12 protein-coding genes and 1 pseudogene are annotated in these 15,266 nt (G+C 51.9%); 2 read left to right on the forward strand and 11 right to left on the reverse strand.

Translation table 11 applies throughout. From position 1 onward, the window contains the following. Positions 1-159: 159 nt before the first annotated feature. The 5 genes from V0288_RS21260 to V0288_RS21280 form a co-directional block, all read right to left on the reverse strand. Positions 160-1,761 carry a helix-turn-helix domain-containing protein gene (locus V0288_RS21260; RefSeq protein WP_332867183.1) on the reverse strand — a complete coding sequence of 534 codons (1,602 nt, stop codon included), beginning with the start codon at positions 1,759-1,761 and terminating at the stop codon, positions 160-162. A 563-nt stretch (positions 1,762-2,324) separates the two neighbouring features. Further along, positions 2,325-2,606, reverse strand: coding sequence for a TMEM165/GDT1 family protein (locus tag V0288_RS21265; protein ID WP_332867184.1), 282 nt, complete (start codon positions 2,604-2,606; stop codon positions 2,325-2,327). Between the two features lie 111 nt (positions 2,607-2,717). After that, on the reverse strand, positions 2,718-3,068 hold the full coding sequence (locus V0288_RS21270; protein ID WP_332867185.1) for a TMEM165/GDT1 family protein: 351 nt from the start codon (positions 3,066-3,068) through the stop codon (positions 2,718-2,720). A gap of 92 nt (positions 3,069-3,160) precedes the next feature. Beyond that, positions 3,161-4,333 (reverse strand): 1-deoxy-D-xylulose-5-phosphate reductoisomerase, encoded by a 1,173-nt coding sequence (gene dxr / locus V0288_RS21275; protein WP_332867186.1) that lies wholly within the window; start codon positions 4,331-4,333, stop codon positions 3,161-3,163. Positions 4,334-4,467: 134 nt separating this feature from the next. Beyond that, positions 4,468-5,046 (reverse strand): hypothetical protein, encoded by a 579-nt coding sequence (locus V0288_RS21280; RefSeq protein WP_332867187.1) that lies wholly within the window; start codon positions 5,044-5,046, stop codon positions 4,468-4,470. Positions 5,047-5,356: 310 nt separating this feature from the next. On the opposite strand from V0288_RS21280, the gene V0288_RS21285 reads away from it, so the two are divergent. Next, positions 5,357-6,910, forward strand: a complete 1,554-nt coding sequence (locus V0288_RS21285) for a Na+/H+ antiporter (protein WP_332867188.1) — start codon at positions 5,357-5,359, stop codon at positions 6,908-6,910. Here V0288_RS21285 and V0288_RS21290 read toward each other — a convergent pair. The 4 genes and pseudogenes from V0288_RS21290 to V0288_RS25200 form a co-directional block, all read right to left on the reverse strand. After that, positions 6,907-7,587: a potassium channel family protein gene (locus V0288_RS21290; protein ID WP_332867189.1), complete on the reverse strand. Its 681-nt coding sequence runs from the start codon at positions 7,585-7,587 to the stop codon at positions 6,907-6,909. The two genes, V0288_RS21285 and V0288_RS21290, sit on opposite strands and share 4 nt — an antisense overlap. 82 nt (positions 7,588-7,669) lie before the next feature. Beyond that, positions 7,670-8,377, reverse strand: a complete 708-nt coding sequence (locus V0288_RS21295) for a DUF3226 domain-containing protein (protein WP_332867190.1) — start codon at positions 8,375-8,377, stop codon at positions 7,670-7,672. Next, positions 8,374-9,537: an AAA family ATPase gene (locus V0288_RS21300; RefSeq protein ID WP_332867191.1), complete on the reverse strand. Its 1,164-nt coding sequence runs from the start codon at positions 9,535-9,537 to the stop codon at positions 8,374-8,376. The genes V0288_RS21295 and V0288_RS21300 overlap by 4 nt, the downstream gene beginning before the upstream one ends. 282 nt (positions 9,538-9,819) lie before the next feature. Then, positions 9,820-9,966: pseudogene (locus V0288_RS25200) on the reverse strand (transposase); the annotation flags it as partial. Between the two features lie 413 nt (positions 9,967-10,379). Between V0288_RS25200 and V0288_RS21305 the strand changes: the two are divergent. Beyond that, entirely contained in the window at positions 10,380-13,214 is a 2,835-nt protein-coding gene (locus V0288_RS21305) for a PAS domain S-box protein (protein ID WP_332867192.1), read from the forward strand. A gap of 485 nt (positions 13,215-13,699) precedes the next feature. Here V0288_RS21305 and V0288_RS21310 read toward each other — a convergent pair whose 3' ends face one another. Both V0288_RS21310 and V0288_RS21315 read right to left on the reverse strand, forming a co-directional pair. Then, a complete protein-coding gene (locus tag V0288_RS21310) occupies positions 13,700-14,650 on the reverse strand; it encodes a cation diffusion facilitator family transporter (protein WP_332867193.1) in 951 nt (316 codons plus the stop codon). A 6-nt stretch (positions 14,651-14,656) separates the two neighbouring features. Then, positions 14,657-15,256, reverse strand: a complete 600-nt coding sequence (locus tag V0288_RS21315) for a cytochrome c oxidase subunit 3 (protein ID WP_422662045.1) — start codon at positions 15,254-15,256, stop codon at positions 14,657-14,659. Between the last annotated feature and the right edge of the window lie 10 nt (positions 15,257-15,266).

Consider the following 15,266-nt stretch of genomic DNA (forward strand, 5'->3'; position numbering starts at 1 on the left):
ATCTCCCTCACCTCCCTCACCTCCCTCATCTCCCTCACCTCCCTCATCTCCCTCATCTCCCTCACCTCCCTCACCTCCCTCATCTCCCTCACCTCCCTCATCTCCCTCACCTCCCTCACCTCCCTTACCCCCCTCACCTCCTGACTCCCTACTCCCGCTTCAATTCAATCCCAAGACCTTTTTGAGTACGGCTTGATCTTCGGGTTTGGCGGAAAAGCGGCCTTGTTCCACGTCTCTGACCCAACTCTGGCTTTTTCCGGCCAGTTGCGCTAACTGTCGCTGACTGATGCCCTGACTTTTGCGCGCGCTGAGGATCTGTTCCGAGGAGAGATTGAAGGATTTTCGGGTCTGCATTTTCCGGTTGACCCGTTGTTGTTTTTTCTTCTCCAGTTTCGCGAGTTGTTGTTCCCAGTCCGCGGGGAGGTCGAATTGGAGGATTCGCGCGCGTTGGAGTAGTTTCCATTTGCCGCGGGGACTGGCATCGGTGAGACTTCGATCGCTCGAACCGTCGGCGATCCAGAAATCGAGCGCCTCGTCCGCGTCTTCGGGAAGATCGGCGAGTTTCGCCCAGAGCGGTTGGATTTCCGGGGGATAGGTCACGGGATCGAAGACGGGTTTAATGCCGTAGTGGTTCAGGACTTCTAGATCGCTCTCGAAGGCTTTGATCAGCCGTTTTCTCTGCTCTCTCTTGGAGTTGGATTGCATGACTTTTTCCTCCCCGTAGGCGACCCGTAGCAGGGTGGGGACGGTGATACATTGCTTGCTTCCCATCTTGGTTTTGAAGAGCAACCAGAGCATCATCCGTAACGCGCCTTGATGCTGTTGCCAGATGCTCATGGTGGTTCCGAGGAGAAAGCGCGGTAGGGAACCGTACTGGTAGAAAGCGGTACGACGACGGTAACTATATTTATTCAAGAAGTATTTCGCCCAGATTCCCGCTTGAATGGTAAAGGTGATGCCGGTTAGGTGTTTGCAACCTAGCTCGTCGGTCTGAAAATGGTGTTTGATCTCCCTCGCGTGCCAGATCCGGCTTTCGGGGATCGAGAATCCGTTCACTTTTCCCTGTTGCGGCCACTCGATCGAGGCGAGAAGCTGGCAGGATTGATGGACGAGGGTTTTGATCAGGGTTAATTTGCTCGGTTTACTGAGATCCTTGCGTTTGTCGAGTCCGAGATATTTCTCGATCTGTTGGTCGTTGAGGGTGAATTCCTGTTCCCACGGTTTATCGAGCAGGGTGACGTGAGCGGCGAAAATCAGGTGCATACAGGCCGCGCGGGGATCGATCGATTCGATCGCTCTCGCCGCGCTCTCTTCGTCGAGGGCTAACGGATTCTCGGCTTCGAGATCGTCGGTCAATCGGAAGGCGATCGATCCCCGTCCCTGTTTCACCGGTTTCTCGTAGCGCGACGCGCCCCCCTCGTCGGTTTTCCAGGGTAGGATCGGGGCGCTGGTGAGGAGATTACAGGCTTCCCAGATTACCATCGAGGAGGCGAAGGGATTATTTTTGCCGTTCGCGAACAGATCCGGGCCGATCTCCGGGTGATCGATACTTTTATAGCGGCCTTTTTTCGCCTGGAAGGGAATGGGACTGCCGATGGGACAGCTAACGACGCAGATCGGCGCGTCCGCGTATCCCTCGCAGTTATTACACAGTCCCGCTTCTATCCAGTATTCTCCTCCCTCGCTCCGGATCGCCCCCGTCGGACATTCCGGCTTACAAGTTCCGCAACTATAACAACTGTCTGGGATCGTATAAGACATAATCCTTCTCTCGAACGCTGTAGGATGGAGACACGGTTCAATCCGATAAGTTATCCGTCTCGCTAAAATGACCTCGGATACTTTCGGGAAAAATATCGAGTACGAAGTTTAGAAAGCGGGGGCGGTAAGCGGCTAGATAGAGCCGTAGTTAGAAAAGACAAAAAAGAGTTTTAATTTCCTTGATTAACGCTAAATTTAAAGCGATCGCTCGAACCGCTTTCTCTGGCGATCGAGCGTCCTGTAGACGGGAACGGGGCTTTACCAGAGAATGGATAGCGGTACAATCGGTCTTTACGGTTATTTATACTTAAATAATATGTCGGAAAATATTTTGACACTTTGTTCACAATAATCACTTTAACTTTTTTTAATATTCTTAATATTTGTCTGTCCATCGCGGACTTTATTCTCTTTTTAAATAGTTTTAAAACGTTTTTCGCATCTTCTGAAAAGGGGAATAGCGATCGGAACGGAAAAATTCCGACGCGGTGAGGCACTAAAAATCTACCGGTAGGGGGATACCGAACCGAAAATACACGGGGGATACAACCTTCGAGCTTCCGCTAGTCCTCTTCCTGTCCCGGCCAGAGCAGTTTAACGGCTAACAGGGCGAAACCGAGCGCGGCGATCGCTTTGAGGGCTTTCGCGGGTAAGAATCCGGCCACGCTTCCCCCCGCGAGGACTCCGAGAAAACTGGCGAGGATCAACGCGGCGATCGATCCGAACAACACGGCGCGGGGCGATTTCGAGCTACTACCGAGCGCGATGGCGGCTAACTGACTTTTATCGCCAATTTCCGCGAGAAAAACGGTCATGAAAGTTAATCCGAAGAGTTGCCATTCCATTGGTTTAGGAGTCAGGAGGTAGGAGTCAGGAGTCGGGAGGCAGGAGGCAGGAGGCAGGAGGCAGGAGGCGAAGAAATCCACAGATTTTGGGGTTAATTATGACAGAATAACCTAAAATTCGAGAATATCGCCTACCAATAAGCCGCTGATCAAGAGAAGTAAGAGCGCGACGGAGATATTTAGCGTTCGCGGGGAGAGACGACGGGCGATCCAACAACCGACGCTTACCCCTAAGAGACTGGTGGCTACCAATGCCGCGGCCGCTCCCGCGAAGACCACCCACGGAGAGCGAGATTCGGCGCTCATTAATAAGGTCGCCAGTTGTGTTTTATCCCCGAGTTCGGCGAAAAAGATGGTGAAAAAGGTAGAGCTAAAAACCGACCAAAAACTCCAGGAGGGTTTATTTTCTTGGATTTTGACGGGAGAATCGAGTTTCGGGGCGATCGATTGGCTGGCTGTCATTGGCGGGAGAAAAGGGGGGAACGGTTTTCATAATCTTTTCATAATAGTATAGCCCCCTCCCCCCCGATCGACAAGAAAGCTCGCGCGACGGGTTAACCGAACACTTTCTCGCTAATTTGCAGGACTTCACCCCGCGCCCAGCGATCGGCTTCGAGAATATCCTCTAGCGTCGGCTGTTTGGTGTTTTTCGTGGTGAAACGCTCGCAAACCCGTTCGATTACTCGGGGAATGTCGAGAAAACCGATTCTTTCGGCGAGAAAGAGGGCGACGGCTTGTTCGTTGGCGGCGTTGAGTACCGCGGGCATGGCTCCCCCGGAGCGTCCGGCGGCGTAGGCGAGTCCCATACAGGGATATTTGTCGTGATCCGGTTCTTTGAAGGTTAAATTACCCGCTTTTACGAGATCCAGGCGTTCCCAGTCGGTATAGATGCGATCGGGCCAGGAAAGCGCGTATAACAGGGGTAAACGCATATCCGGCCAGCCCAATTGCGCGAGTACGGAGGTATCCTGTAACTCGATCAGGGAGTGGATGATACTTTGGGGATGGATGACGATCTCGATCGAATGGTAGTCCACGCCGAAGAGATAATGGGCCTCGATCACTTCCAAGCCTTTATTCATCAGCGTCGCGGAATCGATCGTGATTTTTTTTCCCATCGACCAGTTCGGATGTTTCAGCGCGTCCGCGACCGTTACCTGACTTAATTTTTCCACGGGGAGATCCCGGAACGCGCCCCCCGACGCGGTGAGGATGATCTTTCTCAATCCCCCTTCCGGGACTCCCTGCAAGCATTGAAAAATCGCCGAGTGTTCCGAGTCCGCGGGGAGTAATTTTACCCCGTGTTTCTCGATTAACGGTAATACGACCGGGCCGCCGGCGATCAGGGTTTCCTTGTTCGCGAGCGCGATATCTTTACCGGCCTCGATGGCGGCGATCGTCGGGAGTAAGCCGGCACAACCGACAATCCCGGTAACGACGCTTTCCGCGTCCCCGTAGCGCGCGACCTCGATAACTCCCGATTCTCCCGCGAGAACGATCGGGCGATAATCGAGATCGGCGATGAGGGTTTTTAAATCTTCTAGGCGGGATTCATCGCGGATAGCGACGATTTCCGGGCGAAATTGGCGGATCTGTTGGGCGAGAAGGGCGATATTATTACCGGTCGCCAAACCGATGACTTGAAACTGTTCGGGATGGTGGGTGACGATATCGAGGGTTTGAGTACCGATCGAACCGGTAGAACCGAGAATCGAGATTTTTTTCATAGAAAGTTACTATAGTCGGGGGGATTAGCTTTTAACCTAGAGGGTTTTGGGATACTTGTAAACCCCTATAGGCGCGTTCGGCTTACAGGGGTTCGGGATTCTATGATGATCGCGGTTCCGGGGATTCGATCGACTTAATCGGGATAGGCGAAACCGGTACGCGGATCGCGTATATAGAGGCCGAGAACCAATGTCGAGAGAACCAGATCCCAAACGGGGGTAACGCGTTCCGCGTCGTCCACCCAGTAATCCATCGTGATCAGGCATTGCACCCCGGAACCGAGGCCGATAGCGATGCGGGAATAGGCCTCGCGGTGTTCCCGGGAATCGGTAAATTGCATTTGCATCCAGACGACGCGCGCGGTTTGGCGTTTTAATTTAAAAACTTCGCTGAAATCGCTGGGATTTCGGGAATCTTCTCTGACTAGCTTTTTTAAGGTCGATGCGAGAGGGAAATCGGTCAAGTCAGCGTTCGGGGGCAAGATATTATAGGAGACTTCCAGACAACAATCATCGTTCGGGGGTTTTCGATCGAGGAAACGGAAGGAATTCTCTTGCGGTTCCATGTGCCAATCTCCCGGCACGTCAAAGCGTACCGCGCCGCGTCCGGCCACGAATATTTTGGTTCCCTCGTTCGAACGCCAGTTATGACCCTCTTTTAGCTCTAGAGTTTCTTTTATCCAGCGAAGATCGTGTTTTTTGCCCTTGCTCATAAAATAGCCCCGCGCGCGGAATTTAACGTTTCTTCTGGAGAGAGATGACGGGAGAGAGAATCAAAAAACGGCTACCTACCACGGGAAAAACGGGCTTTATCTTCCGGTACGCTCATCTTTACCCGGTTTTTAGACTTTCAAAACGGAATGTCCGAGAAGTCTAATCTTGAAGTTCGCTCTTTAACCCTAGTATATCTCCGGGGATTTTTCCACCGCGGATTCGCCGGGGATTCGCAAGAGTTGTGAGGCTCTGCTACAGTAAGCGATAAGGGATTTTTGACAAAATGAGAGTTATTGACCGAAAAAAAACATGAATGTTACTTCTTTCGTCGCGATTCTCGTTATTCTGCTACTGGTGGCGACGGGAGTGGCGATCGGAACGCGATGGCTGAGAATTCCCTACGTGACCGGTTTGGTGGTCGCGGGTTTAGCGATTACCCGACTTCTGCCCGAACAGGTCGGCCTCGATGACGCGCTGATTATCAATCTTTTTCTGCCGATTCTCATCTTCGAGGCTTCTATTAATACGGATATCTCCCGCCTCCGCAATACCATTAAACCGATCGCCCTTCTCGCGGGGCCGGGGGTGATTCTCTGTTCCGGTGTCACGGCTTTTTTACTCTGGAGGGGATTGGGAGTCGGTTGGATCGCCGCTCTTTTCATGGGGGTGATCCTAGCGGTCACGGATACCGTATCGGTGATCGCGGTGTTTAAGGAAGTTCCCGTCCCGGCGCGGCTATCCACGATCGTCGAGGGGGAAAGTCTCTTTAATGACGGGATCGCGCTGGTTCTCTTCGGTTTACTGCTAAAAGTGCAGGAAACCGGTTCCATCACATTTCTGGAGGCCGGTCAGGATTTTTTCGTGGTGATCGTCGGGGGGAGTCTGATCGGTTTGGCTTTGGGGTATCTCGGCGCGGGATTACTGGCCCGGATCGATGAACCCCTCGGCAATATTTTACTGACGATCGCCCTCGCTCTGGGGGTATTTCAGATCGGGCAAGCGGTCAAGGTATCCGGGGTCGTGGCCGTGGTCGTGGCGGGTCTAATGGTCAATAAACTGGGCATCGGGAGCAATATTTCGGCTTCTACCCGTCTGAATCTGTTAAGTTTCTGGGAAGTGGCGAGTTTCGGGGTGAATAGTTTTATTTTCCTGCTGATCGGCATCGAGGTGGATTTAATCACTTTCTGGCAAACGCTCCCGGCGGTTTTATTCGCTATCCTCGCCTACCAGATCGGTAGAATTCTCTCGGTGTATCCGATCTTGGCGATCGCCCGCTATTTCGATCGACCGATCCCGCGGAAATGGCAACACGTTCTATTTTTCGGTAATATCAAGGGTTCTCTATCGATGGCTATGGCTTTGAGTCTTCCGGCGACGTTACCGGAGAGGGGACAGGCGATCGCTATCGTTTTCGGGACGGTGTTACTGTCTTTGATCGGTCAGGGGTTGAGTCTGCCTTGGGTGGTGAAACGCTTGCAACTAACGAGACTTTCCCCGTCCCGTCTGACGATCGAGGAACTGCAAGCGCGGTTGATGGGAGCCAAAGCCGCGCTCGATGAACTGGAAACTTTGTTTCAATCGGGGGTGTTACCGAAAGCGGTTTACGAGGAAACCCGATCGGATTATCAGGTGCGGGTAGCGTCCGCGGAGAAGTCCCTGCGGGAGTTTTATAACCGTCGTCCGTCCCGTGGCGATACGATGGAACCGTCTCTCACCCGATCGGCCTCGATCCGTCGGCGCTTGTTGCTCGCGGAGAAAGGCGCGCTGGCCGAGGCCGTCCGTCAGCGGGTTCTCTCCGAGGAAGTTGTCGCGGAAAAATTGCGGGCGATCGACGAACAATTACTCTCGCTAGAAGACGATTAACCCGCGTGACCTCCCATAAAGTCGATAATCTGGTGTAAATAACCCGGTTTGGTGACGATCAGTACCGTCGAACCGGCTTCGAGAACGGTGCTACCGTTGGGAACGATTAAATCCTCGTGCGGGTGCGCTTGATAGCCGATAATCAGCGATCCGGTGGGAAATCGGCTATCTCGGGCGATATCGGCGACGCTTTGCCCCACCACGTCACAGCGATCGGGAACGGTTAATTTTAAGACCTCGATCTGTCCCTGCTCGAAGTGCATCATCGATTCTACCCGCGGGTACTCGATCGCGTTCACCATCGTCGAGACGGACAGATCCACGGTGCTGACGATATGGGTGGCACCGGCCAGACGCAGGGGTTCGATAAAGTCCCGGTGACGCACCCGCGCGAGGATCTGCGGGACACCGTAATGTCTGGCCAGGGTGACTAGGGCTAAATTTAACGCGTCCTGACGGAGCGCGGCGACGATCGCCTCGGCTTTGAGAACGCCGGATTCTAATAATATATCCGTACTGACCGCGCTTCCCTCGAAGGCCATCACTCCCACCTGTTCGCGCGCGTACCGACAGGCAGACGGATCGATGTCGATCACCGCGACTTTATGACCGAGTTCGACGAGTTGCCGCGCTAAACTCAGGCCGATTAATCCCGCTCCACCGATTACTACATACATCGTTCGTTAACAGATAGGGAACGTTTCGTTTGTTAAGTTTAGTATATTTTTCGGGAGGGCGATCGATTTCCGGCGGGCCCGATCACCCGAACAGTCGTAAAAAGTCTTTAAGTTCGTTTAGTACCTCATGCTCGAAATTCCAAATATGAGGCTTGTATTTCATAACGTATTCAAACCCCGTCACGCTCATGCTACATTTCTGCCCGGCATTACCTTCCTCCTTCTTTGAACAGGTGTCGAACCGTATATAATTGCTGATCCAGAATTTATCAAAATTTTTTCTATTCAGAACCGATTTTCCTCGCTGTTGTAAGCATTCCTGCCAAGCTTCTAAACAATCCGCATAGGTCGAATCTTGGCTTTTTATTTCTTTAAGGAGTGTTTCTAGCTCTCCTTGTCCATCGACATTGATAAAATAACAGGCAAATTCTATCGTTCGCCCTTCTATCGTCATCAATCGATACAGTTGGCTTGTATCGGCGATATCTTCCGCTTCCGAATAAACCTTCTTTAGGCAATCATTAAGCTCGCTAATCCTTTGCTCTTTTGACAACAAGTCCTGATCGATGATTACGCCGACCTTATCTATATCTCTACTTTCAATATCTGTTTTCGCTTCCTTCAGTGCGGTAATCATCTTTGTTGAATCCAACCCCCCCAAACATTTATAATGCTCATCGTCAAGACAGATCGGTTGGCCTAACTGGATATCGTTTAGGTTTAAGCGATCGATTAATGCTTGGAGAAAAAATTTATCATTCTTGCTCTCGACGATTAACAAATTGCTCATCTTTCACCCCTCACTTCTTTGTCATGCTTTAATGCGTAGTCTAAGGTTTCCAAATCTCTTTTCACACCCATAATCTTATCAGTTCTAGGGCTTCTAAATAGTTCAAAATACGCCCCCTGCTCTGGATAATGCTCTAAACCGACATCGGCGAAAGCTCGGATCATCTCTATACTATGAGTCGTTGCGAAAATTTGGGTATCGAGTTCTGTAGCTAATCGGAATAGCATTTGCCAAAATTCTTTCTGATTGGTATAATGTATTCCATTTTCAATCTCATCAATCAATAAAATCGAGCTATTATTATTTAGCAATTTCAATATAATTCCTGCTAAACGATTAATTGCATCACCGAATAGAGCTATGGGTAAACGTCTTCCTCCCGTTCTTGTTAGATATAAATTCGGAGACCCCAGAGAAAAGCTTTCAATTTTTTCTATATTGGGGTCTAAGATTTGAAAGGCTTTTAAAACCTCAGATTGCTGTTCTTTTTCTTCCTGTAAGATCAAGCGCTCATAATCTTGGGCTATTTCCGATCTAGAACGATTTGTAAAGACTGGAACAATAGGTAAAAAGTGTAAGTTTTCGGGATGTGTAGTAAAAGGATAAAGTAGTCCCGAGTTTACAACAGCTTTTACATATCCTTCTGTATCTACGAACAATATATGATGTGAAATGTTCTCGGTAAAATTTTCAGAATCCATTTTTTCGCTAAAGCTGTTGATTTCTAAAATGGGTGGTATATTCGATCCTTGTTCAATAAAGCTTCTTAAAACTCTATCTATGGATTCACTACTTTTAAAATCAGACAAAGATTCTTCTGGCAAACTAAAAAAGTCCTCATAAAATGCGATTGAGGTATTTATGAAAAAATCGATATTTATATTATTTTTAATTTTAAAAGAAATTGCTCGATTAGATTTTTGTTCAAAATATAAGTTTTGTAACATTTGTTCTGGCAGAACTCTACTAATTTCTGGTGCTTCTCTTCTCAAATCTTTTAAATACAGAATATTGTCAGGATTATCTGCAACGATTAAGGCTTCTAGGAAGGCGGTTTTACCCGCGTTATTCTTACCCCCGATCAAATTGACGCGCTCGAAGCCCTCGATCTTGGTATGCTCGAAGCATCGGAAATTCTGGATCTCGATATCTTTAATCATATTGACCCTCGATCGACTAAATACGAACCTACTCCATCTTATCGGAAATCCTCGAAAAAATCCCGTCTCTTTCGGCGCGGTACGGGAAGGAGCGGATTCGATCGATCTCGATTTTCCCTCTTCCCGTAGACTGGATTTTAGATCGCCCGGAAAGACGATAGTACAAGAAAACCGCTCGCCAGACGGCAAAAACAGTCGGGAATACACCCGAACCGCCACAGAATAAGGACAATCCGGTCGCGTTCGGATGCACATTCTCACCGGACAATATCGAAAATGTTCAAAATCATGAAAACCGTAACCTTGTCTTTTAATGAGTTTAATTGTAGGATCGATCGCCCCGTCCACTCCCTCCGTCGTTCGAGGCTCGAAGTCGTTACATACTCCTTTTAAATGAAACTTTATTATCGAGGTCGATTCTCGATAGATAACGCTCGCCGCTCTTAGCTATTTCTGGATCGCTCTCGTCCCTCTTTACTGATTAGTTTCTTTTCAGAGATCTATTTTATTTGGCTCTCTCCGGATTATGGTAATAATTTTGGCTTTTAAAGTCTAGAAAGCAAGTATAGTCGGGTTTATAAACGAGTATAGTATCACGAAATGTATCTAAATATACATTTTTGTCTATATTCAAGAGAGCCAATTAGTTTTCGCTAATGCTAGATTATCCGGTAACAATAATTTCTTCAAAAATCAGACTTATCTATCTAAAGAGGTACAGCTAAAGCGGGAGATTGACCGGTCGATCGGTTAGGATTTAATACGACCCTTGATCGATTTAGCACCGCTTTATCCGTATCTAGGAATGGAGTTCCCGCGTGAGTAGATCGAACGGAAACTTTATGTCCCGCTTGCCGCTTTTTGACGATCGCGCGACCGAGCTATTGTTCGCTTCCGACGGAGCGTCGCCTTTTACCGTCCTAATCGTCGAAACCCGTCTCGAAGACCGACGGACGATCGACGGGGACTCCCGATCGATCTTCTCGGAAGAAACCGCGATCCGGGTGGCCGCGACCGCGCGCGAGGGGCTGGAGTTGTACCGTTCGCTTCATTCCAATATAGTCCTGCTCGGTTATCGTGTTCCCGATCCCGCGGCGGGAGAATTTCTCGAAACTCTCGCGGGCGAGGATCTCGATCGCCCTAGCCCGATCGTCCTGTTAACCGAGCGGGAGGACGAACCGATCGTACCCGCCGCGTTGAAAGCGGGAGCGATCGATTATCTAGTCAAGAACCGACTCGCGCCCGAAACGCTACGCTCGGCGATCGCCCGCGCCCTCGCGAGAGGTCGATCGGATCGCTCCCCGTCGCGGGACGATAACGAACCGAACGGGTGCCGACGCGTCGAAGAAGAACTCCGTCGGAGTCGGGAAACACTCCGCGAACAGCGATCGGAAATCGAATCGATCTATCGGACCGCCCCGGTCGGGCTATGTTCGCACGATCTCGAACTCCGTTTCGTTCGCGTGAACGAGCGCCTGGCCGAGATCAACGGTCTACCGGTGTCCGAGCATATCGGCCGTACCCCGAGCGAACTCCTGCCGGAACTGGGGGAACGGGTGGAACGCGTCTGCCGACAGGTGATCCGATCGGGGGAACCGCTCCAGAATCTGGCGATCGAGGGAACGACCCCATCGCGCCCCGGCGCGCCACGTCACTGGTTAGCGAGTTACTATCCGTCGCGCGACGGTAACGGCCGCGTTTCGGGGGTGAACGTGGTGGTACAGGAGATGACCGAGCGGGAGGATCTCAAGCGAACCGAAGAACAGTTACAGGAAAGTCAACGGATTCTCGACGCGTTGATGGAATCTATCCCGGAAGGGATCGCCATTGCCGAGGCACCGGACGGTACGATCCGTCGGGTCAGTCGGTACGGACAACGGTTAACCGGGCGATCGCCGGAGAGTCTGGAAGGAATTCCCGTAGAACGATACTTGGAACGATGGGATCTCCTGCGGCCGGACGGTTCCCGCCCGAACGACGGAGATTTACCCCTAGTTCGCGCGCTCCGACGGGGGGAGGTGACGTTCGGCGAGGAATGGATTCTCCGGCGACCCGATAACCCTCCCGTTCGCGTCTCCTGTAACGCGGCCCCGATTCTCGATCGCCACGGACAGGTAACGGGCGGGATCGTCGCGTGGCGCGATATTACCGAGCGGAAGGCGATCGAGGAACGATTACGCGAATCGGAGAGATTTTTGAAGGAAATCAACGAGGCCGCGCCGAATCTGCTCTATATTTTCGATCTGGTCGAGAGGCGGAATGTTTATATCGGCCCGCAAATTTTCCCCCTGTTGGGCTTCTCGATCGAGGCAATACGCTCTAGCTCCTCGTGGGTTCTCACCGAACTGTTTCATCCCGACGATCTCCCCCGGATCGAGGAACACCACGATCGGATTCGCGGCGCGCGCGAGGACGGGATTTTCACCATCGAGTACCGGATGAGACACGCGGATGGCGGGTGGCGTTGGCTCACGAGTCGCGACACGATCTTCGCCCGCGACGAGCGGGGGAACCCGGTACAGATCCTCGGTTCGGCGATCGATATCACCGAGCGGAAACTGGCCGAGGAACGGTCGCGCGAGTCGGAAGAAAAATTGTCGCCGTTCATCCGACACGCCCCGGCGGCGATGGCGATGTTCGATCGCCAGATGCGCTATCTCGCGCACAGTCAACGCTGGTTAGAGGACTGTCAATTATCCGGGAACGTGATCGGGCGCTCCCATTACGAGGTCTTTCCCGACCTTCCCGAATCGTGGCGACAGGTTCACCGGAACTGTCTGGCCGACGCGGTGGAGAGATCGGGGGGAGAACGCTTCGAGCGCGCCGACGGCTCGATCTACTGGGTGAAATGGGAGAGCCGTCCGTGGTTCGACGCGGCCGGCTCGATCGGCGGTATCGTCATTTTCTCCGAGAATATTACCGATCGGGTGCGCGCGGAACTCCGACTAGAGCGACAGGCCGACGAGTTGAGAGCGTTAAACGCCGCCCTAGAGCGAACCGCGGCCGAGTTAATCGAACGGAACCGGGAGTTAGACCGCTTTGTCTACACGGTCTCGCACGATCTCAAAGCGCCCCTGCGGGCGATCGCCAACCTCGCCGGATGGCTGACCGACGACCTCGGGGGCCGATTGGAAGGGGATAACCTACACCATCTGGAACTTCTAGGGGAGCGGGTGAGCCGTATGGTGTCGCTGATCGACGGATTGCTGGCCTACTCGCGGGTAGGCCGCGGGGAAATCCGGTCGGAAATGGTTAACACGCGGGAATTACTGGACGAGGCGATCGATTCTCTCGCGCCCCCGGCATCGTTCGCGGTCTCGATACCACCGGATATGCCGGTTTTCGTGACCAAGCGATTACTGCTATCTCAAGTTTTTGCCAATCTCATCGGCAACGCGCTCAAGTACGGCGATCGCCCCGACGGACGGATCGAGATCCGCGCGCGACGGCGGGAAGGGTATTACGAGTTCTCGGTAAGCGATAACGGCCCGGGCATCGCCCCGGAAGATCGCGAGCGGGTATTCGACCTCTTCCAAACTCTCGGCGGGAAATCCGCGGGTACCGGGATCGGTTTAGCGATCGTGAAAAAAATCGTCGAGAGCGAGGGGGGCGATATTTCAGTAGAGTCCGAATTAGGGAACGGGGCGACTTTCCGTTTTACCTGGCCCGCGGAGTGAGAACGATCCCCGAAACGAACCTGTCAAGAAGGACACGAGCGAACTAATATCTCTCGATTATCCCTCGCGATACGACAGGTCGCTCTTCCGCCCCTTGATGAATAGACCTCCGGCAAACTGTCTCTAGGTAGTGTTTTCTAGGTAGTGAAAACGTTACTTTAGATCTTATATTTAATCAACAAGCTTTTATTAAAAGGATATCTTGACGAGGAATCGCGAGAGCTCTTAAAATTTCACTTCGCTCTCTGCCAAAATATGCCAATACCTTTTATCGCTCTATTTCCCACAAGATAAGGATCACCGCCCCAAGCAAAATCAATTTAGTCCTCTATGATCATTGGTTAATTACCAAGAAATCCTGTCTATATTTGGTTAGCTTTAGATAGAAAAACTCGACTGTGGTTTCGGATTCTCTTGCCATTCTCCCGCCCGAATCGCCGGTAGTACGGTGAAGCTCACGGTTCCTCCTTCCTGTTTTCCCCGTCCTAGCCATCCTCACCTCCTACCTCCTGACCACTCCTCTCCCGTCGGGTTAAGGATTCCGCCTCGACGAAAATATCGCGGATATCGGGATAATGGCGCTGGATAATGAACTCGATCCGATCGATCGCCTGAACCACTTCCTCGATCGTTAAATTCCGGCGGAATTGAATCTCGATATTCAATAAAATCTCGTGCGGGCTGAAATATAGGGTTAACAGCCGTAACACATTATCTACCGAGGGATCGGCGAGGACGAGCGATCGCAAATGCCTCGCGGTGGCGGCATCGACCCCTTCCCCGACCAATAAACTCTTACTCTCACGCGCGAGGATAATCGCCACGAGGATCAGGATCGAACCGATAATAATCGAGGCTCCACCATCGAACCAAGGGTTTTCCAAGCTATGCCCTAAGAAAATTCCCAGAAAAGCCACGATCAATCCCAATAGAGCCGCCGAATCCTCGAAAAGCACCGTGAAAATCGTCGGATCTTTACTAGCCCTGACCGCTTGCCAGAGGGAGCGATCGCCTACCGAGGGGATAAATTCCCGCAGGGCTACCGTCCAAGAAAAGCCCTCGAAAACAAACGCCAATCCCAGGACGATATAGTTCCAGGTGGGATTCTCGATCGGACTCGGGCGGATGAGATGGGTGATTCCCTCGTAGATCGACATCCCCCCACCGATCGCGAAAATGAGAATCGCCACGATCAGCGTCCAGAAATACAGTTCCCGTCCGTGACCGAAAGGATGCTCGGTGTCGGGAGGACGTTGGCCGCGGTGGATACCGTAGAGGAGAACCAATTCGTTACTCGTATCGACCACCGAGTGAATTCCCTCGGAAAGCATGGCCGAACTTCCCGTCATCGTCGCGGCGATAAATTTGGTAATGGCGATCGCTAGATTGGCGGCGATCGCGGCGAAGATCGTTTTATGGGAAGATCCTTCCGCCATAAATTCTCACCATAGATACAACAACGAGAAGAGAATCACCCAGATCCCATCGACAAAGTGCCAGAATAACGTGGTCGCGCTCACCCCGAAATGGCCGTGACGGTGACTGTCCGGCAGGAACGATCGAGCGAGGACGATCCCCTGCAAGATCACCCCCGTCAGTACGTGTAACCCGTGAAATCCCGTGAGAATATAGAACATCGCCCCCACTAACCCCGTTTTCAGCCCGAAATCGAGACGGCTCCACTCGATACCCTGCCCGACGAGGAAATAGATCCCCATCAGCGAGGTGAGGAACCAGAGCGATCGAAATCGATTCCGATGACGACGGACGAGCGATCGTTCCGCGAGTTGGATCACCACGCTACTGGAGAGCAGGATCACCGTATTGATAACGACAAAGGTAGTCAGTTCCGGGCCGGAAACCCCCGACGGGAGCCAGTGAGTGTTCGTCAGTCGGAGCGCGATGTAGGTGAAGAATAAACTTAGGAAAATAACACTCTCGGAGAGCAGAAACACCGTGAAACCGAACATCCCCTTACCGTGATGGTCTTCGTGAGAGCCACCCCCGCTCGGTAGAAAGCGACGGAACCACCGCGGGAACATCCGTCGAAAG

Origin of the sequence: Pannus brasiliensis CCIBt3594 (assembly GCF_036688125.1) — a bacterium.
Lineage (GTDB): Bacteria > Cyanobacteriota > Cyanobacteriia > Cyanobacteriales > Microcystaceae > Pannus > Pannus brasiliensis.

What these genes read in the sequence shown, in the direction of transcription:
- V0288_RS21260 (WP_332867183.1), bottom strand. Translation starts at nt 1,761, where the DNA reads ATGTCTTATACGATCCCAGACAGTTGTTATAGTTGCGGAACTTGTAAG.
- V0288_RS21265 (WP_332867184.1), bottom strand. Translation starts at nt 2,606, where the DNA reads ATGGAATGGCAACTCTTCGGATTAACTTTCATGACCGTTTTTCTCGCG.
- V0288_RS21270 (WP_332867185.1), bottom strand. Translation starts at nt 3,068, where the DNA reads ATGACAGCCAGCCAATCGATCGCCCCGAAACTCGATTCTCCCGTCAAA.
- dxr (WP_332867186.1), bottom strand. Translation starts at nt 4,333, where the DNA reads ATGAAAAAAATCTCGATTCTCGGTTCTACCGGTTCGATCGGTACTCAA.
- V0288_RS21280 (WP_332867187.1), bottom strand. Translation starts at nt 5,046, where the DNA reads ATGAGCAAGGGCAAAAAACACGATCTTCGCTGGATAAAAGAAACTCTA.
- V0288_RS21285 (WP_332867188.1), top strand. Translation starts at nt 5,357, where the DNA reads ATGAATGTTACTTCTTTCGTCGCGATTCTCGTTATTCTGCTACTGGTG.
- V0288_RS21290 (WP_332867189.1), bottom strand. Translation starts at nt 7,587, where the DNA reads ATGTATGTAGTAATCGGTGGAGCGGGATTAATCGGCCTGAGTTTAGCG.
- V0288_RS21295 (WP_332867190.1), bottom strand. Translation starts at nt 8,377, where the DNA reads ATGAGCAATTTGTTAATCGTCGAGAGCAAGAATGATAAATTTTTTCTC.
- V0288_RS21300 (WP_332867191.1), bottom strand. Translation starts at nt 9,537, where the DNA reads ATGATTAAAGATATCGAGATCCAGAATTTCCGATGCTTCGAGCATACC.
- V0288_RS21305 (WP_332867192.1), top strand. Translation starts at nt 10,380, where the DNA reads ATGTCCCGCTTGCCGCTTTTTGACGATCGCGCGACCGAGCTATTGTTC.
- V0288_RS21310 (WP_332867193.1), bottom strand. Translation starts at nt 14,650, where the DNA reads ATGGCGGAAGGATCTTCCCATAAAACGATCTTCGCCGCGATCGCCGCC.
- V0288_RS21315 (WP_422662045.1), bottom strand. Translation starts at nt 15,256, where the DNA reads ATGTTCCCGCGGTGGTTCCGTCGCTTTCTACCGAGCGGGGGTGGCTCT.